Source organism: Ignavibacteriales bacterium, assembly GCA_026390815.1.
Classification (GTDB): Bacteria; Bacteroidota; Ignavibacteria; order Ignavibacteriales; family SURF-24; genus JAPLFH01.
This window is the reverse complement of record JAPLFH010000054.1, coordinates 26,715-52,214: the sequence shown is the minus strand read 5'-3', so window position 1 is coordinate 52,214 and position 25,500 is coordinate 26,715. Positions and strand designations below refer to the sequence as shown.

Below are 25,500 nucleotides of genomic sequence, written 5' to 3'. Positions count from 1 at the left end.
AAGAATGGTTTACCGGATAATTAATACAAATTTATTTATGAATAATATACAAATAAATTTATTGACGAGTAATGAATTTAGAGGCGAACAATAATAAAATGTTTCTATTAAATCAAGTTATTTATTCCAAAAAATAAATTCTTGACTATCATCGCAATTACAAATTAACTTTGCTTTGAACTTGCAAAACTATAACTAATATAGGAATGCCAGCTTGATTCCTAAGTTCCTTTTTTCGTTTTATTTTTTTTAAATCTTATATTCACAACATATTATTCCTTGTTAAACGATTTTTTAGAATTAATTGGGAAATGACGAAGCATGCAGAAAACATTACTTATAATTTTATTTTGTTTTAGCACTTTATCATCACTTTATCCTCAGAAAAGCTGGATTAGAATTAACCAGCTTGGATATACACCAAAAGCAATAAAGGTTGCTGTTCTTGTTACCAAAGAAGACTACACACCGGTCTCATTCCAGGTGTGCAATGCGAATACAAATCAAATTGTTTATAGCTCTGGTAATATTAAATCCTTTGGAAAATTTGCCTCCTTTGAAAAAGGACACCGGTTAGACTTTTCTGATATTACTGAAGAAGGAAGTTATTATATAAAAGTGGAAAGATTGAAATCCCCGGTGTTTCGGATTGCAAATGATGTTTATAAAGGAACAGCGGATTTTCTGTTAAAATATATGAGGCAGCAAAGAAGTGGATATAATCCTTTTCTAAAAGATTCCTGCCACACTCACGATGGATTTATAATTTATCATCCAACTCTCGATTCAACTTACATAGATGTTAAAGGCGGCTGGCATGATGCGAGTGATTATCTTCAGTACGTTACAACCTCAGCAACGGCAACATACCAAATGCTTTTCGCTTACCAGCAAAATCCATCTGCGTTTGGTGATTTATATGATAAAGACGGTAATGAAAGTGCAAATGGAATTCCCGATATTCTTGATGAAGCAAAGTGGGGATTGGATTGGTTAGTAAAGATGAATCCTAAAAACGAAATGATGTTTAATCAGCTTGCTGATGATAGAGACCATGCTCTTTACGATCTGCCGACTGTAGATAAAGTTGATTATGGCAAAGGACCCGGATTGGGAAGACCGGTTTACTTCTGTACCGGTGAGCCTCAGGGAGTTTTTAAATATAAAAATAAAGCTACCGGTATCGCATCAACAGCAGGTAAGTATGCTTCTGCATTTGCACTTGGTTCAGATATCCTAAAAATCTTCTACCCAGAATTTGCAAAAATGATTCAACGAAAATCTGTTGAAGCTTATGAATTTGGTAAGAAAAATCCCGGCGTTTGCCAAACTGCACCCTGCAAAGGTTCTTACTACTACGAAGAAGATAATTGGGTCGATGATATGGAATTAGCAGCAGCCCAGCTTTATAAAATTACAGGCAATAAAAAATATCTTACAGATGCAATCAGTTTTGGGAAGAAAGAACCTGTAACTCCATGGATGGGTGCTGATACTGCAAGTCATTACCAGTGGTATCCATTTTTGAATTTTGGTCATTATTTGATAGCGGCTGAAAAAAAAGAAGCTGCGAACGAATTCATCGCAAATCTTAAAAAAGGAATTGATAAAGTATTTAAACGTGGAAAGAATAACCCGTTCCAGATTGGGATTCCCTTTATTTGGTGCTCTAATAATTTAGTTTCTGCAATAATTACACAAAGCAATCTTTACTTTAAGTTAACTAAAGATAAAACATACCAACAGATGGAAGCGGCTTTGCGCGATTGGCTATTCGGATGTAATCCATGGGGAACAAGTATGATTGTAGGTTTACCAAAAGTTGGAGATAGCCCGGTCGATCCGCATTCCGGGTTTACCTTAAATAATAAGTATGAAATTCCAGGTGGTTTAGTTGATGGACCGGTTTATGCAACAATCTATAATAAACTTTTAGGATTAACACTTCACAGAGAAGATGTATATAAAGAGTTTCAGTCATCCTACATCGTTTACCACGACGATTATGGTGATTACTCAACAAATGAACCAACGATGGATGGTACTGCTGGATTAATCTATTATTTATCTTCTATGGAAGCAGAAGGAAATAAATGAAAATAAGTTTAATGGTGTTTTTTCTCTTCGCTTTATTTAATTTCAATTTAGCACAGGTTGATAGTTTTAAAGTGGCTGGATTCAGAGCTTCAAGAATTTTACAAAGTTATCCTGAAAATAAATTTCCAAACGCAGATTACTGGACGATGGTTGGCAAATCAATATCTGGAAAATTCAAGGATTACCAACCAGCGGGAATTTGGATTGTTAGCTTGTATCAGGGGAACGGTATAACCCAGCTAAATTTTCCCTCAAATGGATTAAGTATTCCCAAGGTTACTTTTAATAGTAAAGATCTTAACGAAGAATATTTGACAAAGTTTGATTCTGAAGGAATAAAAGTTTGGCTGCAATTGGAACCCGGTGCGGCAAAAGTAGACACACTAATTGATATTGTACTTAAAAGATATCAGCATCATCCGTGTGTTATTGGATTTGGAATTGATGTTGAATGGCTCGATGCTCAATCTTACAGCGGTGGGCGTTCAGTTTCCAATGATGAGGCAAAAAGATGGGAAGAGAAAGTTAAATCCATAAACTCCGGATATTCTCTTTTTCTAAAACATTATGCTTCACGATGGATGCCAACCTCATACAGGGGAAATATTTTATTTGTTGATGACAGCCAGGATTTTACAACTTCGGGTCATAACGTTTCTGCTTCCTTCAACTATATGGCAAACGAATTTACAAATTGGGGAAATTCATTTTCTAAAAACAAAGTTGCATTTCAATTCGGTTATAAAGCTGATGAGTGGTGGTGGAGCCAGTTTAACGATCCTATGTTGACAATTGGAAATAAACTTATCCAAAAAATTCCAAATTGTGCTGGTTTATTCTGGGTTGATTTCACAATCAACAAATTATTTCCAGTTACTGCAGTTGAAGATGATGATTTTGCCAACAATAATTTGAACGATTATGATTTATTTCAGAACTATCCTAATCCATTTAATGCTTCTACAATAATTGGTTTCAATATACTATTTGATGAATATGTTATGTTAAAAGTTTTTGATCTTTTGGGAAATGAAGTTAAGACGATAGTTGATCAATATTTACCGGCAGGAAAATACAGGTTTACTTTTCCATCAAATCAATCAATTGAGCTGAGCAGCGGTATTTATATATACAGACTGATATCCGGTAATCATTCTCAATCAAAACAGCTAATATTGATGAAATGATTTTTAAGAAATACATAGTTTTTATTGTTGTTATACGGAAATAATTTTTGGTTCAATTCAAATTAAATTTTATTTTGTACCAGGTAATAATTTTAAAGGAATCATATCTTGAAAAGCAAATTAGCTCTACAAACAAAAATCATTTACATTCTTTTAATAATCGCTTTTTCTGCATCAAACATTCTTAGCAGCGATAAAATTGAATTCAGCCGGAAATTAAATACAGGTTGGTTCATTCAATCTTCCGAAAAAGTTGTGGTAAAAGGAAATGAAATTTCTCAACAGGAATTTTCAACAAAGAATTGGTATCCGGCAACTGTTCCAACAACCATAATGGGTGCTCTTGTAACTGCAAAAGTTTATAAGGATGTATATGTTGGAGATAATTTAAAATCCGTTCCAACGGATCAGTTCAAATCATCCTGGTGGTATCGAACGGAATTTGTTCATAAGAATCAACCGAATCTTTCAACTGCTATACTTAAATTTGATGGTATTAATTACCGGGCGAATATATGGTTGAATGGAAAACAAATTGTTACTGCTGATAGTTTATTCGGAGCATTCCGCCGATTTGAATTTGATGTTTCTGAATTGATTCAACCTGGTAAGAAAAATGTTTTAGCGATTGAAGTTTTTCCACCACAACCAGGCGATCCAACCATTGGTTTTGTTGATTGGAACCCGAAAGCACCAGACAGAAATATGGGAATATGGCGGGATGTAAGATTGGTATCTTCTGGTAATGTTTCAATCGATTTTCCATTTGTAAAAAGTAAGATTGATCTTCAATCTTTTAAACAAGCAATGCTTACTATTACTTCAGAAGTTAAAAACAATACAAGTAAAAATATTTCTGGAATATTAAATGCAAACATTGGCTCAATAAAACTGGTACAGAAAGTTGATCTCCTTCCAAATGAAAGAAAGTTAATAACTTTTTCTCCAGTTGATTATCCAGAATTGAACATTAAAAATCCAAGAATATGGTGGACGCACGATTACGGTAAGCCTGAATTATATGATTTGAATTTAGCATTCAACTTAGGTGATCAAATTTCTGATGAAAGTAAAATTCAATTTGGGATTAGAGAAATTTCCGATTACCTGAACGATAAAGGAGTACGTGGATACAAACTAAACGGAAAAAACATTTTAATTCGCGGCGGTGGTTGGGTGGATGATTTATTACTTAATCAGGATTTTAAAAATCTTGAGGCACAATTACAATATGCATTACATATGAATTTGAATACGATAAGACTTGAAGGATATTGGGGAAGCAACGAAGATCTTTATAATTTGTGCGACAAGTATGGAATTTTACTAATGACTGGTTGGAGCTGCCAATGGGAATGGGAAAGTTTGTTTGGTAAACCAACCGATAATTTTGGTGGGATAAAATCCCCGGAGGATATAAAATTAGTTGCTCAATACACAAAAGATCATATTAAATGGCTGCGTAACCACCCAAGTATTTTTGTCTGGGTTTGGGGCAGCGATCTTGTACCAAGACCGGAACTTGAAAAAGAATACATGAAAATCTTACAACAAGATGATCCAACAAGACCATCTCTTATTTCTGCCAGCAATAAAACGAGCACACTAACTGGCAAGTCCGGTGTTAAGATGAATGGACCATACGATTATGTTCCACCATTTTATTGGTACTCTGATTCTACAAATGGTGGAGCTTTTGGTTTTAATACAGAAACCGGACCTGGTCCTCAAATACCACCGATTGAAAGTATTAAAAAGATGTTTCCGGAAAATCATCTTTGGCCCATTGATAGCATTTGGTATTTCCATTGCGGCGGCAATGTATTCAATGATCTTAAGCGATATAATGATGCGATGGACTATCGCCTGCGTAAACCAGCAAGCCTTTCCGAGTACTGCACCAAAGCGCAGTTTTTAAATTTTGAAGGAATGCGTGCTATGTTTGAAGCATTCGCAGCAAATAAATATAAATCAACCGGAATAATTCAGTGGATGTACAATTCTGCATGGCCAAAGCTCTGGTGGCAGCTTTATGATTATTACTTAATGCCCAATGGTGCTTTCTATGGTGCAAAAAAAGCATGCGAACCGATTCATCTTTTATATAATTATGGTACCAATGAAATTGCTGCAGTTAATAACTCATTGAACAAAATGGATATTCTTTCCGCTTCAATTAAAATTTATAATTTTGATCTTAAAGAAAAATTTTCTCAGAATCTTTTATTCAATTTATTGCCCGATGAATCTAAAAATATTATTAAACTTCCACAGATTGAAGATCTAACCAATACTTATTTTTTAGATCTGAGACTTATGGACAGAAATAAAAAAGTTATCAGCAATAATTTTTATTGCCTTTCCACCAAACCGGATGTTTTGGATTACTCTAAAAACGAATGGTATGTTACTCCAACAAAAGAGCACTCTGACCTAACCGACTTAAATAAACTTCCTGAAGTAACATTAAAAGTTAAATACAGCATTAAGAAAGAATCTTCTAAAGAACTTGTAAATATTGAAATTGAAAATCCTTCTAACCAGTTGGCGTTTATGATTGAAATAAACCTGGCAGAAAAGAAATCTGGCGAATCTGTTCTGCCAATATTCTGGGAAGATAATTATTTTTCTCTTTTGCCTGGTGAGAAGAAAATGGTAAGCGGGTATTATTCAATTGAAGATTTGCATGGTTCCAAACCGATTTTAAAAATTTCTGGCTGGAATATTAAACCAATGGAGTTCTAAATGAAAAGAAATTATTTCATCGTAGCCTTAATATTTCTAATTTTCTTTGTAATCTCTTTTTTAACGAATATACTCGGACCATTAATTCCGGACATAATTAACAGCTTCAAACTAAGTTTAACACTGGTCGCATTGCTTCCATTTGCATTTTTTATTGCTTATGGAGTTATGTCCATTCCGGCTGGAATGCTTGTGGAACGGTACAAAGAAAAATCAATTATGATTGCAGCATTTATTGTTGCATTTATCGGAGCTTTACTATTCTCAATTTTTCCAACTTACAACATTGCAATAATTTCTCTTTTCTTAATTGGTTTGGGAATGGCAATGCTGCAAGTTGCAATTAATCCACTTCTTCGTGTTGCGGGCGGTGAAGAACATTTTGCTTTTAACTCAGTTATGGCGCAGTTGATTTTTGGTGGAGCTTCGTTCTTAAGTCCCTATGTTTATACTTATCTTGTTTCAAATCTAAAATCAGTAAACGATAGCAGCAGCACCATCATCAAAATATTTGCTAATGTTGTTCCTGCCTCCCTTCCCTGGATTTCACTCTACTGGTTATTTGCGTTTATAGTTTTTCTGATGATAATCATTCTTATACTCTCCCGCTTTCCAAACGTTGAAAGAAAAGAAGATGAACGAGCCGGCGCCTGGGAAACACACAAGATGCTTTTCAAAAAGAAAACTGTAATTCTTTACTTCATTGGAATTTTTGCTTATGTAGGAACAGAGCAAGGAACGGCAAACTGGATTTCTCAATTCCTTTTCGTTTATCATAAATATGATCCACAGGTTGTTGGAGCCGGAATTGTTTCCTGGTTCTGGGGAATGATGACTGCCGGTTGTTTGCTTGGATTAATTCTTTTAAAAATTTTTGATAGTAGAAAAATATTAATTTGGTTTGTGGTTGCTGCGATTGTTTTTCTTTCAGTTGCATTATTTGGTCCAGGTCAGGTTGCACTTTATGCTTTCCCGTTAATGGGATTTGCGGCTTCGGTTATGTGGTCAATAATTTTTTCACTGGCATTAAATTCTTTAGATAGTCATCATGGTTCATTTTCAGGAATTCTTTGCACAGCAATTATTGGCGGTGCAATAGTTCCTTTAATCATCGGCTGGCTGGGGGATCAGTTTGGCTTACGAACCGGAATGCTTTTTATTTATATAACTCTGGGTTACATTCTTAGCATTGGTATTTGGGCAAAACCATTAATAGCAAATGAAACAATTTCTGCTAAAAGGAAAAAAGGAGAAGTATAATTTTGAAAATATTGGGAATTGATTTAGGCGGCACAAACCTTCGGGTTGGGTTAGTGGAAAATGATAAATTGGTAAGAATTGAATGCAAACAAATTAATAGTGATGGAACACAGGAAGAAATTTTAATAGATATTTTTTCTTTGATTGAAAAATTTCCTCTTGATGAAATTATAGGTTTGGGTATTGGTGTTCCTGGGGTTGTTGATCTGAAGAAAGGAATTGTTTATGAAGTTCAAAATATTCCAAGCTGGAATGAAGTTAAACTGAAAGAATATCTTGAAGAAAAATATCATATTCCGGTTTATATAAATAATGATGCTAACTGTTTTGCCGCTGGAGAAAAATATTTTGGAAAGGCAAAGGAATATAAAAATATTGTTGGATTAATTTTAGGCACAGGGCTTGGTGCCGGATTGATTCTGAATGGGAAACTTTACTCAGGTGCCAACTGCGGTGCCGGCGAATTTGGAATGATCTCTTACAAAGAAAGTATATTGGAACATTATTGCAGCGGACAATTTTTTTCAAAATTTCACAGCAAGGCTGGCGGGGAATTATTCCAACTAGCTAAGGAAGGAAATGAAAAAGCATTAGAAATTTTTTCAGAATTTGGATTTCATCTTGGCGAAGCGCTTAAGCTCATTTTATATTCTATCGATCCGGAGTTAATTATACTTGGTGGTTCCGTAAGCAAATCTTTCAAGTTCTTCAAGGAAACTATGTGGAAATCGATTGGTGATTTTGCTTATTCACAAGTAAAAGAAAATATTAAAATTGAAGTTTCTGAAGTTGATAACATTGCAATACTTGGTGCAGCATCTCTTTACCTTGATGCACGGACTTTATAGAATATTTTGTGAATACAAATAAATCTAATAAAAAAAGTCTAATTAGAATATTGTCATTCCCACGCAAGTGAGAATCCAGATTAATATTGCAGTTCGTGGATTCCTGCCTGCTTGTAATCGGCAAGCTTTCGCAGAGACGATTGAATTTTTAGGAAGGATAATTCCCTACCATCTTCACAAAAAATCCGTGCATCCGATGAAAGAATTGAGTTTCCGGTAGAAACATAATTGGGCAATGCCCCTGTATTGCGTTCACGCCTTTTTCATTTAAACTTGCAATCAGGTTTTTCAATGCTGGTTTGTTAATATCGCTGTTGTGAATCCAGATGTTTTTTATTCCCTTCTTAAGCAAATCCTCAATAATTTTTTCAGCCGTTACTGTTGGAGTAAAGATTATGGCAGCATCAAAATTTTCTTTTACACTTTCTATATCAGCATAGCAAACTTGTCCTTCAATCTCCTTTGAGTATGGATTAATGGGAATTATGTGATATTCTCTTTGCTTTAATTCACGGAAAAGTGCGCGGGTATAATCCTGTGGATTCCTGGAAACCCCAATAAGTGCAATTGATTTTTGAGCAAGAAAATCATCGATTTGTTTTTTAGAAGTCTTCATAATTTCCCTCATGCTTTCAACGAATTATTTTAATGGTAAAGCTAAGGATTAATCAGATAATTATCAGGAATTTGTTTAAGGAAAGAATTGATGAATTATTAAATTTTGTGTCAATTAAGATAAAGAAGAACCCCCGGTTAATTTATATACCGGGGGTTCAATAAATTATTTCAGCAAGATCATCTTTTTTACATCTTTGTACTCTTTAGTTCCATCAAGAGCTTTGGCGGAGATAGAATAAAAATATAATCCAGATGGTAATCCGCTTCCATCAAATGAAACATCATAAAAACCAGCAGGTTTGGATTCATTTACTAACTGTTTAACTACCTGTCCAATTGAATTATAAACCTCAAATTGAATGTTGCTTTCAAAAGGAATTGAGTATTCAATTATAGTTTTGGGATTAAAAGGATTAGGGAAATTCTGAGATATTGTAAATGATGCAGGAGTATTTATCTTTACCTTTTCCGTCAAATTATAAAACTTGCTGGTACCGTTAAAGTCCATTTGTTTTAATCTGTATTTGTAAGTACCAGAACTTAAATTTTTATCTTCAAAACTGTACTTTTTCAAGTCAGTTGAATTTCCATTCCCATTTACAAATCCAGCTTTATTCCAAAGCTGTTCATTATTTAATTTGGAATTTTCCATTGCTCTTTGAACTTCAAATCCCCGGTTGTTTGTTTCAGTGGACGTTGACCATTCAAGCAAAACTTTATCTTCTTTTACAATAGCGGAAAAAGTAGATAATTCAACTGGAACAACTCCGAAAATTTTAACTGGTTTGTTCGGTGCATAATTCCATTGATCTCCCACGTTTGTTCCACTGTTATTTACACTATTACCATTAGCATAAATAGTATCATAACCAGCGGTAGCTGGCGCTGTGTAGGAAAAATGATAAGTAACAACTCCCGAAACCGGATCTTGCGGGGCAACATGTGTTAGTTCACCGTTCAATTTTTTTAATGTAGCATCCACTATATTTAGTGTTCCATTTAAAACGGCAATATCTGTCCCTGCCTTAATTAAGGGTCCACCAGATATAGTAACAGTATATTCAGCAGTTCCTCCTACTGCTAATGAATCCGGACCATTTATTAATACATTTACTGCCAATGTTGGGTTAGCACCATGACAGGTACATCCATTAACCGCATTTTTTTTAGTTCTTCCAGTCATACCCAATGCATGTGCATAATATGTTATTGAAGAAATTATAATAAAAAAAAGAACGAATGTAACAATTGTTTTTTTACTCCTGTACTTCATTTCCACTTAGCCTCCTTAAATAATTGTTTGTTTATAATACAACAGGATATTTTTACGAATAGTTTCCGATAAAACATAAATGGTACATTCATTTTAAAAACTTTGTTAAGACTAAGATATGGCTCGGCTGGGTAATAAGTTGAAAATTGTAGCGTAGGAATGATTCTTGTCAAATTTTAATATTTAAAGTTAGAATATCATTGACATTATTTTTTCAATTTACAATATTATATAGTAGAATCCATTCCTAAATAATAAAGAAGGAAATCATTCTGACTTTATAAATAATAAACGTTATAGAATTTATAATGTATTTTGAGGTTAATTCCATAACTTACAGAATAAAAGCAAGGAGGTTTTATGGAATATAAATTAGAAGACCTTATAGATATTCCATTACTGCAAACATTACAAGATAAGTTGAATGAAATAAACTCATTTCCTTCTGCTTTGATAGATAACAATGGCAAAGTACTTACCGCCACAGCCTGGCAGGATATCTGCACAAAATTCCACCGCAGTAATCCAGAATCGGAAAAGGTGTGTATAATAAGCGATAAAATTATTTTAGGTCATATTCAAAAGGCAAATCCGGCTGTCAGTTATAAGTGCCCACACGGAATGGTAGATAGCGCAACGCCAATTATAATTGATGGAAAACATTTGGGCAATTTTTTCACAGGGCAATTATTTCTTGAAAAACCAGATATGAAATTTTTTAAGAAACAAGCAAAGAAATATGAATTTGATGAAAGGGAGTATCTTGAAGCAGTTACCAAAGTACCAGTTTGGACACAAAAACAGCTTGATAAATATCTTGATTTCATTAAATCGTTTGCAGAAGAACTTGCATATATTGGTTTAACGCGACTTAAAGAGATTGAAACAAAAAAAATCATTCTAGATAGAGAGGAGAAATACAAGAATTTATTCGACACTGCTAATGATGCACTTTTATTAGTAGATCAGGTAACTGGTAAAATTCTTGAAGCAAACATTTCAGCACTTAATCTATATGGTTATTCGTTATATGAAATATTACAATTAAAGGACATTGACCTTTCACCGGAACCCACTAACGCATTTAGATCAAATGAAAAAAAAATTGAATTGCAATACCACATAAAAAAAGATAGAACAGTTTTTCCCGTAGAAATTTCAGCAAGTTATTTTACACTAAATGATCGTAATGTTTGTATTATAGCAATACGTAACATCACTAAGCGCATAAAGGCTGAACAAGCATTAAAAGAAAGTGAAGAAATTTTCAAACATTTTATGGAAAACAGTCCTATCTATGTTTTCTTTAAGGATGAAAATATTAGAGCATTAAGATTGAGTAGAAATTATGAGAAGATGCTTGGCAAACCATTAAATGAAATTCTTGGCAAAACGATGGATGATCTTTTTCCATCCGAGCTTGCAAAAAATATGATTGCTGATGATCAAAAAATATTGCATGAAGAAAAACTCATTACTGTAGACGAAGAACTAAATGGCAGATATTACACTACAATAAAATTTCCTATTCTAATTGAAGGAAAGCCACGTTATCTTGCTGGTTACACCATTGATAATACAGAACAAAAAATTGCCGAGGTAACTTTACGGGAAAGCGAAGAAAATTTCCGTACTATTTTTGAAAACAACTCTTCTGCAATGGCAATTATTAACCAGGATACTACCATATCTACAGTAAATGATGCTTATTGTCAAATGAGTGGTTATATAAAAGATGAAGTAATTGGAATGAGTTGGACACAACATATACCTCCGGAAGATCTTGAAAGATTAAAAGACTATTACCGCCGAAGACTTGTTGATGTTAAAGATACCCCCGAAAAATTTGAATTTAAATTTTATAAAAAAAACGGCGATATACGACATGGTTTAATGTCTATCGCTCTAATTCAAAGCAATCAAAAAATCATTGCATCATTTATCGATATCACTGAGCGTAAGCAAGCAGAATTACAGCTTGAAAAATATGCTGAAGGACTTAGCATATCTAATGCAGCAAAAGATAAATTCTTTTCAATAATTGCACACGATTTACGAAGTCCTTTTCATCCGTTGTTATCTATAGCAGAGCTTTTTGAAAATGATATTGATTCACTTTCAACGGAAGAAATAAAAATTTTCGCTAAAGATTTTAACACCCAGCTTAAGAATCAGTTTCATTTGTTAGAAAATCTTTTAAGTTGGTCTATACTACAGAACGATAAAATGGATTTTGTGCTTGATGGAATAGATTTGTTTGAGATTACTCAAAATGTAAAAAACTTATTTAAAACTAATGCTTCAAATAAGAACATTGATTTACTAATTTTAATTGATAGATCGTTTCAAGTGTTAGCGGATCAGAATATGCTTTTTTCTATTCTGCAAAATCTAATTTCAAATTCCGTAAAATTTAGTTATCCAAATAGTAAAGTAATTATAGAAGCAAAAGAAAAAGATAATTTCATTGAGATTTCTGTAATAGATAACGGTCAAGGAATTCCCGCAGATGCTATGGATAAAATATTCCATATCGATGCTGGATATTCCACTCTTGGTACTAAAAATGAAAAAGGAACCGGATTGGGATTATCTATTTGTAAGGAAATGGTTGAAAAACAAAATGGTAAAATATGGGTAGAAAGTGTTGTTGGTAAAGGAACTACTTTTTCCTTTACATTGCCTAAAAAATAAAAATATCTAAGTAACTTTTGCATCATTGAGAAGCATTGAAGAGTATTTAATTATGAAAAAGAAACACAATTTTTCCCTCCATTTCCTGTTCGTGTATTTCGAGATTATCTATTTAGTTCGGCAATTCTAAAATCGTCAAGAAAGTTTTTTTTCAACTCATTCAACCCTCAAGGTAATTTTCTTATTGAAGGATTTAATGATTCAAGTAAAAAGTATCTATCAAGTTAGGATATTGCCAGAATTATGAATGCTTTGAAATGGATAAAAAAAGAGCGCTGAAGGTAATTTAAATAAACATGGGGAGTTGCTTATTTAAGGGGGATACCTGTCAACGCTCAATGTGAAATTATAGACTTATTTTATTAAAATCAATAGCAGTTTAAAAATAATTCAAATAAAATGAAAATAATTTTGAATGTCTTCACTTTTGCTTAATAAATCCTCTTAACCAGGGTCGGATAAACATAAAAAAACCCTTAATTGAAAGTAAATTCCAGCTTTATTTCCCAAATATTGTTTTTCTTTCTAAAGTTGCTTTTTTGATAAATACAAAGAAAAATATTCTGAAATTTCTTTAATAACGCTTAATCTTAGTTTTTATTTATAAATTAAGAGCCTTTTTATAATTCGTTAAATAATAATTACAGAATCTCCATGTAAACGAAGATTGTGGGCGCTATAGGATTTGAACCTATGACCTTTCGCGTGTGAGGCGAACGCTCTAAACCGCTGAGCTAAGCACCCAATTTGAAGTAAACATTTTTTAGTCAACAATTATCATTCAGTAAATAAATTGCTTCTTAAACTTAAATATTATTCAAGGAAGTATCATTTCTTATTTACAAATAAAAATATTGAACATCAACTAACAAATCCAATAGATAATTTTTTTATAATCCTATTTCTTTTTTAATCGAATAAAATGTTTCTTCAATAGTACGCGGTTTATAGTTAAGTTCAGTCTCAGCTTTTAAATTCACCAAACCAGATTTTAAGGGACGGGATGCTGGTTGTTTTAAAACTTCAGTTTTAATCGGGATAATCAAATTTTTATCTAACTTAAAATAATCAGCTATCCGAAGCGTGAAATCGTAACGCGATAATAACTCTGCACCACCTATGTTATATATACCTTGTTTTTCAAATTCAATAATGCAATTTATTGCTCCAACAACATCATCAGTAAAAGTTGGATTATTAATTTGATCTGTAACAATCCTAATTACTTTTCCATCACGCAAATTTGCCACCACCCACCTTACAAAATCCGCTCTACCATAAACGACTGAACCATAAAGTACATTTGTTCTTATTATTGTATAACTCGTACTGATTAATTTTATTACGTTTTCGCTCGCAAGTTTTGTTCGTCCGTAATAACCAATTGGTTTAGGAATATCATTTTCAGTATATGGTCCATTAATTCCATCAAACACATAATCAGTGGATATATGAATTAAGTGTGCATCAATAATGCGTGAAGTTTCGGCAAGGTATTCTACACTATGCACATTAACCTTCCATGCTGTTTCTCTTTCAGATTCACTTAGATCTACATTTGTAAATGCAGCAGTATTGATAATTACATCCGGGACGAAATCAAAAATCATTTTCTTTACGCTATCTCTTTTTGTCAGTTCGCAAGACAAGTAATTAACTTCTTTAATGCAGCTATCAGGTTCCAGTGATGTTTGGAGTAATTCAGTATTTTTTTGTGAAAGAAAAAACTTAACCAGTCTTTGTCCAAGCATTCCGTTAGCACCGGTTATCAAAATTCTTCTTTTAATTAAATCGTGCGAATGTATCATCTTTTAGTTTCTTAAACTCGTTAATATTTGAATAGGATGTTGCAAACCCGGCTGCTGTATTAGCCAGCGTTAGAGCTTTTTGAAAATCTTGATGTTTAATAAAATAATTAAAAAATAGCGATCCAAAAACATCTCCGCATCCAACTTTATTTATGGAATTTATTTTTATTGCTGAAATGAAATGAGATCTCAACTCATTATCTTCAATCCAAAATATTCTTGCACCCAATCCTCCTTTAGTAACAATTAAATATTTCAATCCAATTTTAAGTATATCTCTTGCAGCTTCAAATTCAGTTTTCTTGTTACTTAAAGTAAATATTTCGTGTTCATTCACTTGAATTATGTCAGCAGCGGAAATCCAGCCTTCCATATTTGGTATTGGTCTAAAATACCTTTGATTCTTTTCATCAAGTCCACGGGAAAGAGTATGGATATCCAGGTAAATTAATCCAGTATAATTCTTTCTTATAAAATTTAGATCCTGCAAAGTAACATCAAAACCAGTAATCATATTCATAAGAATTCCATTAAATTCATTTAAAGAATTTATGTTCCTCACATCAAGGTTCTGTAATATATTCTCATAATACTCACATCGCTCAGTGGTTTCTAAAATCCTTAAGTGAACCTTTGGAATATTTTCAACATACTGAAAATAAACCTGGTTTAATTCTTTGTATAAAGATGAAAACAAATTTTCTGTTTTCTTATCAATCGCCGTTAAAAGAAAAATTTCATCATCAGGTTCAACAAAATTTGAAAGTCCGAGTGCTGAATAAAATATTCCACCTGGGCTTACAGTCTCCTTTTCACTAATGTGGATATGATCTTCCACCGAATGACCAATTAATAAATACTTCATTTGAATAATCTTCAGCGATAAATTATTTTTTATGCGCTTTCAAATTTAGTTAAATGTAGAGTTATTTGCTTATTGGTTGAAATGCAAATAAATCGATTGTGATTAATAAAAATAAATGAATTATATTAACAGCAGAACTTCGCAATAATTTCAAAACAAAAAAAGTATTTTATGAAAATTGGAATAACCTGTTACCCAACTTATGGTGGCAGCGGTGTTGTAGCTACTGAACTCGGTAAAGCTCTTGCCGCCAAAGGACATCAAATTCATTTCATTAGTTATGCAATGCCACACCGACTTACAAATTTTATAGAGAATATTTATTTTCACGAAGTTGAAATGAGCAATTATCCACTTTTTGAGTTTCAGCTATATACACTTGCACTTACAAGTAAGATGATTGAAGTAGTTCGCTATGAAAAGCTGGATCTCATTCATGTTCACTACGCAATTCCTCATGCAGTCAGCGGCTACCTTGCAAGGGAAATTTCCAGAAAAACAAATGGAGATTTGAAAATAATAACTACTCTGCATGGAACGGACATAACACTTGTTGGGTTAGAACCTTCATTCCTTCCATTAGTAAAGTTTAGCATTGAGGAAAGCTGCGGAGTTACTGCTGTTTCAAGATTCCTAAAAGAAAAAACAATAACAAATTACAATATTGAAAAAGATATTGTTGTTATCAATAATTTCATAGATTCCAATTTATTCAAACCGAGAGAAGATGATTTATTTAGAGAACGAATAGCCCCCAACAAAGAAAAAATTCTTATCCATACTTCTAATTTCAGACCTGTAAAACGTGTACAGGATGTAATAAAAATATTTGCAAAAGTGCAAAAAGAAATTCCAAGTAAACTTATTTTAATAGGTGATGGACCTGATAGAAGTGAGTGTGAAATGCTGACAAGAGAATTAGGTTTGAACAAGAATGTTCACTTCCTTGGTAAACAGGATGGACTTGCAGAAATACTTGGTGCTTCCGACTTATTCCTGATGCCGTCGCAATCGGAAAGCTTTGGTTTAGCAGCTCTCGAAGGAATGTCCTGTGGACTTCCTGTTATTAGTTCAAGTGTTGGTGGTTTACCAGAATTAAATATTCATAATGAAACTGGTTTTATTGCAGAGTTTGGTGATACAGATAGAATGGCAAAATATGCAATAGATCTTTTAAGCAACGAAAAGAAATATCAGGATTTTTCCCAAAATGCGCGCAACCGCGCCGTAAATGTTTTTGAAAAAGATATTATCGTTCCCCAATATGAAAATTATTATAAGAAAATTTTAGGTGTTTAGTTAATTATTATTTATTATACGCTATATTTTTCACAAATAATTTTGATAGGCAAAAATGAATTGGTTTAAGACTAACATATTCTTACTGCTTTTCAACTTCCTTGGTTTAATCGTAATAAACGGACAAGAAGTTCAACAGGAGAAAATAGCATTACTGCCTTTTGATTCAAATGGGATTGATACAATTTCTGTTCAGACTGCTGAATCGATTCTGCGGCTTGAAATCAACAAACTTAATAAGCTGGGAATTATTTCTGACAAACGAATTAGAGAAGTGCTATCAAGTACCAAATGTATTGATAGCGAATGTGCCCTGAAAGTCGGCAAAGAGTTGGGGGCTTCTCAAGTTTTTGGTTGTAAATTAGCAACATTAGGTGAAAAAATAATTATCCAGTATTTTCTTATGAATGTTTCAACTGGTAAGCAAATTTTAATTGATCAAATAACTGCATCTAAAGTTGAAGATCTGGAAGTAGTTATGAAACGAATTGCTAAGAGTGTTGTTGATATAGAACCAATTACAAAGGGTGCGGAAGTTGGGAATATCATGGCAAATGAATCTGATAAATCCGTAAGAAGAAGTTCTAAGAAAAATTTTGGAGTTTCGTTTGGTTATCTTTATCCTCAAAATGGTTATGAAAGTTCTGATAGAGTTTTTGTACTGGATGGACGTTTCGATTATGAAATTGAAGATTATGCAGTAGGTATGTTAATTGGGATTCGGAAAGGATTTGCAATGAATATTTATAGTTCATATTTATTCTCAAGGAAAGATATTTGTCCATACATCGGTGGTGGATTTGGCTTCCACTGGGTTTCACATAGTGATGGATTTATTAAAAAGAAAGCAGATGGATTTGAATTAACAGCTAATACTGGAATTAGAATTTTACATACATATAGTGTTCAAATCGTATTTAACCTGGAATTAATTTTAACACTAAATGATTACAACGATAAGGCGATTGTATTTACTTTAGGAATACTATAAAAAGTGTTACCCAAAAGAATAACACAAAACAAACAAATAATCCTAAAGGATGGTTTTATTTAATATTCACTTATTCGGAAAAATTTAGAATATAAAATCCTTCTCGATTTCTTTAAACCGTTTTGCTTGTAAATCCTTTTCAGAAACGATTTGATTTTCTATATTCCAATCAATAGCAATATCTGGATCATTGTAAAGAATTGCTCTTTCATTTGGTTTACTATAAAGAGCGGTACACTTATAACAAAAAACAGCTTCATCAGAAAGTACTGCAAAACCATGAGCAAAACCTGGTGGAATCCAGATCTGATTTTTTTTCTCTGATGTTAATTCAATCGAAGCATATTTCCCGAAAGTTGGTGAGTTAAACCGAACATCAACCGCAACATCTAAAACTTTTCCAAAAAGAACGTAGCATAATTTTCCCTGAGCAAATTCGCCAACCTGATAATGTAGTCCGCGGATAGTTCCTTTTACAGATTTGGAAATATTATCCTGAACAAAAATTTCTTTAACACCAGCTTCTTCATATCGTTTTTTATTATATGATTCAAGAAAGAATCCGCGGGAATCCGGATAAACATCCGGTTGAATTAATAGCACTCCATCCAATTCCGTTTTAATAATCTCCATCGCTTAACCTTCCTTTAAAATTTTCAGAAGGTAATCTTTATAAAGCGATTTTGGAATTGTATTAACCAGGTTTTCAAACTCCATTTGAGATATAAAATTCATATTGTAAGCAATCTCTTCTATACAGGCTACTTTCAATCCTTGTCTGCTTTCTATAACTCCAAAAAAGTTAGATGCCTGCAGCAAAGCTTCCGGTGTTCCTGTATCTAACCAGGCAACACCACGTCCAATTTTTTCTACTTTCAATTTACCTTTTTCAAGATATTTAATATTTACATCTGTTATTTCAAGTTCACCCCGTGGAGATGGTTTTAGATTCTTCGAAATATCAACCACCATATTATCATAAACATATAAACCGGGAACAGCGTAATTCGATTTTGGTTTTTCTGGTTTTTCTTCAATTGAAATTGCATTTCCGTCTATGTCAAACTCTACAATGCCATATCTTTCCGGGTCAGTTACTTGATAACCAAAAATTGTTGCGCCGTCTTTCTGTTGCATCGCTTTGTAAAAGAAATCAAGTTTGCCATAAAAAATGTTATCACCAAGTATTAATGTTACTTGATCGCTGCCAATGAATTTATCACCAAGAATAAAAGCTTCGGCAATTCCGTTCGGTGCATTCTGAAGTTCATACTGAAGCGATATACCAAACTGTGAGCCATCACCAAAAAGTTGTTTATAAAATGGAATAGTCTCTTTGTTGGAGATAATAAGTATTTCCTTAATTCCGCCCAACATCAAGATAGATAATGGATAATAGATTAATGGTTTATCGTAAATGACTGTAAGCTGTTTGCTGTAAACTTTTGTAGTTGGATAAAGACGTGAACCAGCGCCACCGGCTAAGATTATTCCTTTCATTTTTTTCTCTGAATCTTTTTATTGAAAATAAGTTGATCAAATATAAGAAATGACACGTCTTTATGATATGTAAATTTCAAAAATCAATATTTCGGATTCTTATGCCACTCCCACGCACTTGAAATAATTTCTTTCAATCCATACTTTGGAATCCAGCCTAAAACTTCTTTTGCTTTTTTGTTATCAGCAATAAGCACGGCAGGATCGCCAGGTCTCCTTTCAGAAATTACTGCTTTAATTTCTTTGCCAGTAATTTTTCTTGCTTCATCAATAATTTCTTTTACAGAATAACCATTCCCAGTACCAAGATTAACAATTATTGATTTATTATTTTCATTTAAATATTCCAAAGCTTTTACATGTGCATCCGCCAAATCATAAACGTGGATATAATCGCGGATACAGGTGCCATCCTCGGTAGGATAATCATCCCCGTAAATAAAAACCTTCTCTCTTTTTCCTAAAGCAGCCTGCAGCACAATTGGAATCAGGTGTGGTTCCGGATCGTGGCTTTCACCAATCTCTCCTGAAAAAGAGGCACCTGCTGCATTGAAATATCTAAGCGCAGCATATTTTAGGTTAAACGAAGTATCAAAATCGCTTAAAACATGTTCAATCATAAATTTTGTTTTTGCGTAAGGATTTATCGGTTTCAAGCTTTCATCCTCAGAAATTGGAACGCGTTCAGGATTTCCATAAAGTGAACATGTAGAAGAGAAAACAATTTTCTTAACATTATTCTTATGAAGTGCGTTAATCAGATTTATGCTTCCGACTACATTATTAGCATAATACAAACCGGGATTTTCAACTGATTCACCGACATATGCAAAGGCAGCAAAGTGTATGGCAGCATCTACCTGATGTTTACTTATTGCAGATTGAAGTTTATTGGAATCAAGTAAATCAACTTGTTCGAATTCAACTCCTGCTGGTACAGATTCTATATGCCCTCTTGATAAGTTATCGATGATAACAACTTCATGATTTTTTTCTAAAAGCATTCTTACAACGTGAGACCCGATGTAACCGGCGCCGCCTGTGACTAAAATTTTCAATTCTTCTCTCCTCTATTTTAGATCAATAAAAATATATTTTGATTTTAATTTAATGTAATCAATGATTTTTTGCAAAGGATGGATCACCCCAGTTGCAATTTATATATAAAAAAATATTCTAATTAAACAAATAACTGAACGCACAATTGTTCTTTAAGAAAATTCTTTTGGATTGATGCTTCAATTAATTAAATTGAAGCCGACTAATTGACGGGACAATGACTGGACAAGAATTTATTAGCGAATGGGTTAACAAATTATCATCGGAAAAAATAAAAAATTTTCCAGATGATTTTATCGATAGTATCGAATGCACAACAATTAAACTACCTGATAAAAATTTAGTCTTAGGTCAGGAATTGTTTGGAAAGTTCGAAATTTTGGATAAGGACGGGAATTCAATAATGTTGGTGGATGATTTGTCAATAGCAAAATACATTTTATATTCAAATAGGTACAAATCCGTCGTGGTAACAATTCCCAAGGATAAAGCTGAAATAAAAAATGCAGTAAAAGTATATGAAAAATTAATTGACGGGAAGTTAAAAGCGATAGAAAAAGAGTTCAAAAAGCAATTCCCCAAATCTGCAAATCTTTATGAAGTTTCCAACAAGATATTTAATTCTCTCAATTTAAAAAGATATTAAAGGAATTGAACATACTTGATAAAACTGAGCGATAACATTGTTAAATATATTTCTTCCTTGTATGGAGATAACATTGCTAAGAAGTACTTCGAGTTTGTCAGTACCGAACCCTCAACTTACATTAGACTGAAAAAAAGCAATCTACCAGATGAATTTCTTATAAATCGATTAAGCAAATATGGAATTCAATTAGAAAAAGTTAACGAATTACCAAACGCTTATAAAATTATTTCTGGTGTTGAGATAATTGGTAAAACGTTGGAATCAATTATTGGTAAATATTATGTTCAAAGTAAATCATCAATGGTTCCTCCCTTAATTCTTTCTCCAAATGAAAATGACATTGTATTGGACCTTTGTTCGGCTCCAGGATCTAAAACCACCGAGATAGCCGATCTTATGAACAACAAAGGAACAATAATTTCTAATGAACCAAATCTGGATAGAATTAAAATGCTCATCCATAACATTGATAAAATGAGCCTGATAAACATTGGAGTAATTCAGTTCAGGGGTGAATGGTTAAACCGTATCTATCATAATTACTTCGATAAAATTCTTGTTGATGCGCCCTGCAGCGCGCTGGGTGTTGTTCAAAAAAAGGGTGAAGTTAGTAATTGGTGGTCAACTGAACGAGTTGAGAATTTAACAAAGATGCAATTAATGATCTTAACTTCTGCAATCAAGATGGCAAAGATTGGTGGTGAAATAGTTTATTCTACCTGCACTTTAACTCCGGAGGAAAATGAGTTAGTGCTCAATCATGTTCTAAACAAATATCCTCTTGAAGTTATGGACATTGAATTGCCAATTAAATCAGAGGAAGCATTTACTTCGTATAAGGGAGAAAAATTAAATCCTGCATTAACCAAAGCAAGAAGGATATTACCATGGGAAGTAGATTCTGATGGTTTCTTTATTATCAAGATGAAAAAAATTGGAGAAGTTGAATCATCAAAACCAATGGAATTAAAGGAATCAAACTTAAAATTACTAAACCATAAAAATAAATTGATAACATCTGCTGTAGAAAATTTGAGTGAAACATTCGGTATTAGAAAAGATATTTGGCAGGAGTTTAATTATTTGCTAAAAAGTGATGACATTTTTTTTACTGATAAAAATTGGAACGATGCAAATCCAGGTTTATTCACAAGGATAGGTACGCGTCTTGGTTTGTTTGATAAACATGGAAAAACACATCTGCATTCCTTTGCCGCTCAGTTTTTAGCGGATGAAATTACAAAAAATATTTTCCAGCTTTCAGATGAAAACCAGTTAAAAGATTATATGAACGGTGGAATCGTTAAAACAAAATCATGTTTACCAGGGCAGCAAGTTGTAAAATTTGAAGATATTATTTTGGGTACTGGCGTTCTTGTACAAAATGGATTGAAAAGTCAGTTTCCTAAATCAAAGCGCACAAATGAAATTAAACTTTCAGTTTAACACCAAAAACTCCGCGCATAAAAAAATGCACAGAGTTTTGGAAAATGAGGCGAACTATTTAAACATCATAATAAAGTGCGAACTCATATGGATGCGGCTGCAAAGCCATCGGTTTAATTTCCTTATTAATTTTATATTTAATCCAGGTTTCAATTACATCTTCGGTAAAAACATCACCCCTGGTTAAAAACTCATGATCATCAGCTAAATGTTTTAATGCTTCTTCCAAGCTACCAGGTGTTGAAGGAACATCTTTTAATTCTTCCGGTTCCATATCGTAAATATCTTTATCAAGCGGATTACCTGGATCTATTCTATTCATAACTCCATCCAAACCTGCCATTAAAATTGCAGAGAAAGCCAGGTAAGGATTTGCAGAAGGATCGGGGCATCTGAACTCAACTCTTTTTGCTTTTGGGCTTGTGGAGTACATCGGAATTCTAATCGACGCACTTCTATTTCTTTGTGAGTATGCTAAATTAACAGGTGCTTCAAATCCCGGGACTAATCGTTTATAAGAATTTGTAGTAGGATTTGTAAATGCTAAAAGTGATGGAGCATGTTTCAACAAACCACCAATAAAGTACAGAGCCATTTCACTTAAGCCGGCATAACCTGTTCCGGCAAACAATGGTTTACCATTTTTCCACAAACTGGTATGAACGTGCATTCCGCTTCCATTATCGCCAACAATAGGTTTAGGCATATAAGTTACCGTCTTGTTGTTTTTCTTAGCCGTATTCTTGACTATATACTTAAATAGAAGCAATTGATCGGCGGCTTTCAACAAAGGTTCAAAACGCAGATCAATTTCACACTGTCCACCGCTTGCTACTTCGTGATGCTGTGCTTCAACGTGTATTCCGGCATTCATTAAATTCACGCACATTTCATTTCTCAAATCCATAAGCGCATCTGTTGGTGGAACAGGAAAATATCCTTCCTTATATCTTGGTTTATAACCTAAGTTAGGATTTTCAACTCTTCCGCTGTTCCATTTGCCTTCAATTGAATCAACAAAATAGTAACTGGAGTTCGCCTGCGTATCGAAACGAACATCATCAAACACAAAAAATTCTGCTTCGGGACCGAAATAAGCAGTATCCGCAATTCCAGTTGATTGCAGATAAGCCGCCGCTTTTTGAGCAATATTTCTCGGACACCTGGAATATTTTTCTTTTGTTGCTGGCTCGTAAACATCGCAGATTAAACTGATGGTTGGTTCTACTACGAATGAATCCACAAACATTGTTGTCGGATCTGGTATAATCAGCATATCACTTTCGTTAATTGCTTTCCAGCCGCGGATAGAAGAGCCATCAAATCCAAAACCATTAATAAATGAATCGGCTTCAAGTTGTTCCTGAGGAACAGTAAGATGCTGCCACTGTCCGGGCATATCCATAAACTTAAAATCCACAAATTTAATTTTGTTAGATTTAATAAAATCCAACACTTTACTAACTGGAGAACCAGTTGCTTTTTCTTTTGCCATGTTATCTTTTCCCTGTTTGTTTATAATTTATTTAAATATCCAAAACTGTAGTTTCTTTAACTGTTGATAATGTAAAACTTGTAACTGTCCTTGTTACACCGTGCCACGATTGAATCTGAGCTAAAAGTTTTTCAAGTGATTCTGAATCTTTAACAACTGCTTTAACAATATGAGAACCTTGCCCTAAAATTGAATGGCACTCAAGTATCTGAGGATTCTTTTCTACATTATGAATGAACTCTTTGTAAAACTTGGATGATTCCATATAAACTAAAATAAAAACCATAATATCATAACCAAATGCTTTTCTGTTCAGCTTGGTGTAATAACCTTCAATTATTTTTTTTTCTTCAAGCTTATGAAGGCGTTCGCTAATGGAAGGAATTGATAGTCCGATTTGTTCAGCTATCTCATTTCTTTTAACACGTCCATTAGCTTGTAGTGCTTTTAAGATTTTAATATCAATATCGTCCAACATGTTATCCCTTATTTTATTAAGTATATAATTTAATACACTAAAAATATAAGGTATTTAATGGAATTACACAACGTTTATTTATGTATTATTTGTTTTTGCTTTATTTAGTGAGAATGGTCAACTAAGCAAAGTTGGGGAAGAAAAAAGTTTATTCTGGTTTGTTTATTCCAAATTGTGCGAAATATTGCTCGCTCAACTTTACTTTTTCGAACAGCAATAAATTTTCTTTTGGACGGGGCTGAATTTTATGATATAGATGATATTGAACAGCAATATTATTTAATGATTTTATTTTTATTGAATTCAATTCCAATCGAAATTGAACATCACTATCTTCTCCAATCGAAGGTGCTTCATATCTTTCGTCAAAACCGTTTATGGCAATTATATCTTTTTTATAAATTGAAAAGTTACATCCTAAAATTCCTCGTTTCTTTTTATTAAATATTTTTCTCAGTAATTTCGATTTGAAGTAAAATCCCTTTTCAATATCAACCGATTTCCCAAATAATCCATCAAAGATTAATTTAGAAATATTTTTATCAAGATAACCATTTAGGATTTTTTCCTCTGAAACAATATTAGTTAATCTTTCCGAAAGATTTACTCTTCTGCCTGTTAAGCAAACATTGTCTTCCCTATTCACAAAATGCTCCCGGATAAATTCTTTATGCGGAACGCAGTCACCATCAATAAAAATTAAATAATCAGAATTGCTTGCAACAATTGCTTTATTTAAGATTTTATTCTTTCTGAATTTCTTATCTTCCTGCCAAAGATGAATCATTTGATAATTCATTTTTCGGCTAATATTTTCAACTGCTTTAACGGAATTCTGATCGGAACCATCATCTGCAATAATAATTTCAAAATCATTGAATGATTGCCGCTGCAAACCGGCAAGTACTAGTTTCAAATAATCAATTTTATTATAGAAAGAAATTATGATTGAAGTTTTGGGCATTACTCTTCTGCTACTTTTTCTATTAACTTTTTCTTTTCTGCCCGTTTATATTTCTTTTTAATTGGTTCAATCTTGGGTGGTTTTTGTGGAACCGGAATTCTTTTTTTTATTTGCCCGGTTTTATTTTGCCTGTTATTTAATTTTCTTACCATATTAAAATTCCCTTAAACAAAAAAAGCCGATCATATTCCTGCCTGCAGTAGGCTGGTCAGATCGGCTTTAAT

At 33.1% G+C, this 25,500-nt stretch carries 21 protein-coding genes and 1 tRNA gene; 10 read left to right on the top strand and 12 right to left on the bottom strand.

Going from position 1 to position 25,500, the window contains the following annotated elements:
• Positions 1–321: 321 nt before the first annotated feature.
• The 5 genes from NTX22_16240 to NTX22_16220 all read left to right on the top strand — a co-directional run bounded on the left by NTX22_16240 (position 322) and on the right by NTX22_16220 (position 8,137).
• Complete coding sequence (locus NTX22_16240; protein MCX6152076.1) at positions 322–2,097, top strand: glycoside hydrolase family 9 protein; 1,776 nt, start codon at positions 322–324, stop codon at positions 2,095–2,097.
• Positions 2,094–3,284: a T9SS type A sorting domain-containing protein gene (locus NTX22_16235; GenBank protein ID MCX6152075.1), complete on the top strand. Its 1,191-nt coding sequence runs from the start codon at positions 2,094–2,096 to the stop codon at positions 3,282–3,284. Before NTX22_16240 ends, NTX22_16235 begins: the two co-directional genes overlap by 4 nt.
• Positions 3,285–3,392: 108 nt before the next feature.
• Positions 3,393–6,029: a hypothetical protein gene (locus NTX22_16230; GenBank protein MCX6152074.1), complete on the top strand. Its 2,637-nt coding sequence runs from the start codon at positions 3,393–3,395 to the stop codon at positions 6,027–6,029.
• Positions 6,030–7,289 (top strand): sugar MFS transporter, encoded by a 1,260-nt coding sequence (locus NTX22_16225; GenBank protein ID MCX6152073.1) that lies wholly within the window; start codon positions 6,030–6,032, stop codon positions 7,287–7,289.
• A gap of 2 nt (positions 7,290–7,291) precedes the next feature.
• Positions 7,292–8,137, top strand: a complete 846-nt coding sequence (locus NTX22_16220; protein MCX6152072.1) for an ROK family protein — start codon at positions 7,292–7,294, stop codon at positions 8,135–8,137.
• Between the two features lie 148 nt (positions 8,138–8,285).
• Here NTX22_16220 and NTX22_16215 read toward each other — a convergent pair whose 3' ends face one another.
• Together NTX22_16215 and NTX22_16210 are read right to left on the bottom strand one after the other, a co-directional pair.
• Complete coding sequence (locus tag NTX22_16215; GenBank protein MCX6152071.1) at positions 8,286–8,753, bottom strand: CoA-binding protein; 468 nt, start codon at positions 8,751–8,753, stop codon at positions 8,286–8,288.
• Positions 8,754–8,918: 165 nt separating this feature from the next.
• Entirely contained in the window at positions 8,919–10,028 is a 1,110-nt protein-coding gene (locus tag NTX22_16210) for a T9SS type A sorting domain-containing protein (GenBank protein MCX6152070.1), read from the bottom strand.
• 360 nt (positions 10,029–10,388) lie between these two features.
• Between NTX22_16210 and NTX22_16205 the strand changes: the two genes are divergently transcribed.
• Entirely contained in the window at positions 10,389–12,722 is a 2,334-nt protein-coding gene (locus tag NTX22_16205; GenBank protein ID MCX6152069.1) for a PAS domain S-box protein, read from the top strand.
• Between the two features lie 670 nt (positions 12,723–13,392).
• Here NTX22_16205 and NTX22_16200 read toward each other — a convergent pair.
• From NTX22_16200 to NTX22_16190, 3 genes are all read right to left on the bottom strand, one after another.
• Positions 13,393–13,466, bottom strand: a tRNA-Val gene (locus tag NTX22_16200).
• Between the two features lie 146 nt (positions 13,467–13,612).
• Positions 13,613–14,530 carry an SDR family oxidoreductase gene (locus tag NTX22_16195; GenBank protein ID MCX6152068.1) on the bottom strand — a complete coding sequence of 306 codons (918 nt, stop codon included), beginning with the start codon at positions 14,528–14,530 and terminating at the stop codon, positions 13,613–13,615.
• On the bottom strand, positions 14,505–15,395 hold the full coding sequence (locus tag NTX22_16190; GenBank protein ID MCX6152067.1) for a carbohydrate kinase family protein: 891 nt from the start codon (positions 15,393–15,395) through the stop codon (positions 14,505–14,507). Before NTX22_16190 ends, NTX22_16195 begins: the two co-directional genes overlap by 26 nt.
• A gap of 171 nt (positions 15,396–15,566) precedes the next feature.
• Between NTX22_16190 and bshA the strand changes: the two genes are divergently transcribed.
• Positions 15,567–16,694 (top strand): N-acetyl-alpha-D-glucosaminyl L-malate synthase BshA, encoded by a 1,128-nt coding sequence (bshA, locus tag NTX22_16185; protein ID MCX6152066.1) that lies wholly within the window; start codon positions 15,567–15,569, stop codon positions 16,692–16,694.
• A gap of 55 nt (positions 16,695–16,749) precedes the next feature.
• Positions 16,750–17,685, top strand: coding sequence for a hypothetical protein (locus NTX22_16180; GenBank protein MCX6152065.1), 936 nt, complete (start codon positions 16,750–16,752; stop codon positions 17,683–17,685).
• 84 nt (positions 17,686–17,769) lie between these two features.
• On the opposite strand, the gene rfbC is transcribed toward NTX22_16180, so the two are convergent.
• The 3 genes from rfbC to galE all read right to left on the bottom strand — a co-directional run bounded on the left by rfbC (position 17,770) and on the right by galE (position 20,243).
• Complete coding sequence (gene rfbC / locus NTX22_16175; GenBank protein ID MCX6152064.1) at positions 17,770–18,318, bottom strand: dTDP-4-dehydrorhamnose 3,5-epimerase; 549 nt, start codon at positions 18,316–18,318, stop codon at positions 17,770–17,772.
• A 3-nt stretch (positions 18,319–18,321) separates the two neighbouring features.
• The gene (rfbA, locus tag NTX22_16170) at positions 18,322–19,185 is read right to left on the bottom strand and encodes a glucose-1-phosphate thymidylyltransferase RfbA (GenBank protein ID MCX6152063.1); all 864 of its coding nucleotides are present in this window, start codon (positions 19,183–19,185) and stop codon (positions 18,322–18,324) included.
• 83 nt (positions 19,186–19,268) lie between these two features.
• On the bottom strand, positions 19,269–20,243 hold the full coding sequence (galE, locus tag NTX22_16165) for a UDP-glucose 4-epimerase GalE (protein MCX6152062.1): 975 nt from the start codon (positions 20,241–20,243) through the stop codon (positions 19,269–19,271).
• Between the two features lie 218 nt (positions 20,244–20,461).
• On the opposite strand from galE, the gene NTX22_16160 reads away from it, so the two are divergent.
• Together NTX22_16160 and NTX22_16155 are read left to right on the top strand one after the other, a co-directional pair.
• Positions 20,462–20,890: a hypothetical protein gene (locus tag NTX22_16160; protein ID MCX6152061.1), complete on the top strand. Its 429-nt coding sequence runs from the start codon at positions 20,462–20,464 to the stop codon at positions 20,888–20,890.
• Between the two features lie 15 nt (positions 20,891–20,905).
• Positions 20,906–22,339: an RsmB/NOP family class I SAM-dependent RNA methyltransferase gene (locus NTX22_16155; protein MCX6152060.1), complete on the top strand. Its 1,434-nt coding sequence runs from the start codon at positions 20,906–20,908 to the stop codon at positions 22,337–22,339.
• 58 nt (positions 22,340–22,397) lie between these two features.
• On the opposite strand, the gene glnA is transcribed toward NTX22_16155, so the two are convergent.
• The 4 genes from glnA to NTX22_16135 all read right to left on the bottom strand — a co-directional run bounded on the left by glnA (position 22,398) and on the right by NTX22_16135 (position 25,428).
• Positions 22,398–23,834: a type I glutamate--ammonia ligase gene (glnA, locus tag NTX22_16150; GenBank protein ID MCX6152059.1), complete on the bottom strand. Its 1,437-nt coding sequence runs from the start codon at positions 23,832–23,834 to the stop codon at positions 22,398–22,400.
• A 31-nt stretch (positions 23,835–23,865) separates the two neighbouring features.
• Positions 23,866–24,312: an Lrp/AsnC family transcriptional regulator gene (locus tag NTX22_16145; GenBank protein ID MCX6152058.1), complete on the bottom strand. Its 447-nt coding sequence runs from the start codon at positions 24,310–24,312 to the stop codon at positions 23,866–23,868.
• Positions 24,313–24,460: 148 nt separating this feature from the next.
• Positions 24,461–25,276, bottom strand: coding sequence for a glycosyltransferase (locus tag NTX22_16140; protein ID MCX6152057.1), 816 nt, complete (start codon positions 25,274–25,276; stop codon positions 24,461–24,463).
• On the bottom strand, positions 25,276–25,428 hold the full coding sequence (locus tag NTX22_16135; GenBank protein MCX6152056.1) for a hypothetical protein: 153 nt from the start codon (positions 25,426–25,428) through the stop codon (positions 25,276–25,278). Before NTX22_16135 ends, NTX22_16140 begins: the two co-directional genes overlap by 1 nt.
• Positions 25,429–25,500 lie beyond the last annotated feature (72 nt).

Excerpts from the sequence above, each read along its gene's own strand:
- NTX22_16240 (MCX6152076.1), top strand. The coding sequence starts at position 322 with ATGCAGAAAACATTACTTATAATTTTATTTTGTTTTAGCACTTTATCA.
- NTX22_16235 (MCX6152075.1), top strand. The coding sequence starts at position 2,094 with ATGAAAATAAGTTTAATGGTGTTTTTTCTCTTCGCTTTATTTAATTTC.
- NTX22_16225 (MCX6152073.1), top strand. The coding sequence starts at position 6,030 with ATGAAAAGAAATTATTTCATCGTAGCCTTAATATTTCTAATTTTCTTT.
- NTX22_16215 (MCX6152071.1), bottom strand. The coding sequence starts at position 8,753 with ATGAAGACTTCTAAAAAACAAATCGATGATTTTCTTGCTCAAAAATCA.
- NTX22_16210 (MCX6152070.1), bottom strand. The coding sequence starts at position 10,028 with ATGAAGTACAGGAGTAAAAAAACAATTGTTACATTCGTTCTTTTTTTT.
- NTX22_16205 (MCX6152069.1), top strand. The coding sequence starts at position 10,389 with ATGGAATATAAATTAGAAGACCTTATAGATATTCCATTACTGCAAACA.
- NTX22_16195 (MCX6152068.1), bottom strand. The coding sequence starts at position 14,530 with ATGATACATTCGCACGATTTAATTAAAAGAAGAATTTTGATAACCGGT.
- NTX22_16190 (MCX6152067.1), bottom strand. The coding sequence starts at position 15,395 with ATGAAGTATTTATTAATTGGTCATTCGGTGGAAGATCATATCCACATT.
- bshA (MCX6152066.1), top strand. The coding sequence starts at position 15,567 with ATGAAAATTGGAATAACCTGTTACCCAACTTATGGTGGCAGCGGTGTT.
- NTX22_16180 (MCX6152065.1), top strand. The coding sequence starts at position 16,750 with ATGAATTGGTTTAAGACTAACATATTCTTACTGCTTTTCAACTTCCTT.
- rfbC (MCX6152064.1), bottom strand. The coding sequence starts at position 18,318 with ATGGAGATTATTAAAACGGAATTGGATGGAGTGCTATTAATTCAACCG.
- rfbA (MCX6152063.1), bottom strand. The coding sequence starts at position 19,185 with ATGAAAGGAATAATCTTAGCCGGTGGCGCTGGTTCACGTCTTTATCCA.
- NTX22_16160 (MCX6152061.1), top strand. The coding sequence starts at position 20,462 with ATGACTGGACAAGAATTTATTAGCGAATGGGTTAACAAATTATCATCG.
- glnA (MCX6152059.1), bottom strand. The coding sequence starts at position 23,834 with ATGGCAAAAGAAAAAGCAACTGGTTCTCCAGTTAGTAAAGTGTTGGAT.
- NTX22_16145 (MCX6152058.1), bottom strand. The coding sequence starts at position 24,312 with ATGTTGGACGATATTGATATTAAAATCTTAAAAGCACTACAAGCTAAT.
- NTX22_16140 (MCX6152057.1), bottom strand. The coding sequence starts at position 25,276 with ATGCCCAAAACTTCAATCATAATTTCTTTCTATAATAAAATTGATTAT.
- NTX22_16135 (MCX6152056.1), bottom strand. The coding sequence starts at position 25,428 with ATGGTAAGAAAATTAAATAACAGGCAAAATAAAACCGGGCAAATAAAA.